This is a genomic window from Sutterella massiliensis (genome assembly GCF_016899755.1).
In the GTDB taxonomy this organism is placed as follows: domain Bacteria; phylum Pseudomonadota; class Gammaproteobacteria; order Burkholderiales; family Burkholderiaceae_F; genus Sutterella; species Sutterella massiliensis.
Window position 1 is genome coordinate 1 of the sequence record NZ_JACJJC010000291.1, and the last position, 446, is coordinate 446.

Sequence of the window (446 nt, forward strand, 5' to 3'; positions counted from 1 at the left end):
TCTTTACCTTCAGCAACACAGACGACAATGTCGGGGGTGAGTACCGCACGCGAGGGGTCGCTGCCCCTGAGCGACTCCAGGATGCCAAGCGCCGAATTGAATGCTAAAGCGGACGTTCTCACGAGGCCGATTCCGTTCACTGGCGCTTTCCCCGCCATCTTGAGGACCGGCTCGTAGTAGACGGTGATGCGGTGCTTGTCGTCGGGTCTCTCGAAAACAAAGGTATTGGCCGACTTAAGCGAAGCGTTCGTGGTGCTCAGGAAGACGTCGTAAATCCAGCGTGTTTTTTGCGTGAGCGTCCAGCCTGCGTCGGTGATTTCGGCGAGCACCTTCATGAGCGCAAAGACTTCATAGAAACGGCTTCGGTCGAGGAATGCGCGCAGCGCTTTTTCACGCTCAAAGAGCGGCGGCACTTCGGCAAAGCGCATGAGCATCGCTTCATAGAG

General features: G+C 57.0%; 1 protein-coding gene. It reads right to left on the minus strand.

All coding sequences use genetic code 11. From position 1 onward, the window contains the following. Window positions 1-446 (minus strand): hypothetical protein (locus H6A60_RS12615; protein WP_205105177.1); only part of this gene is annotated, 446 nt, incomplete at both ends.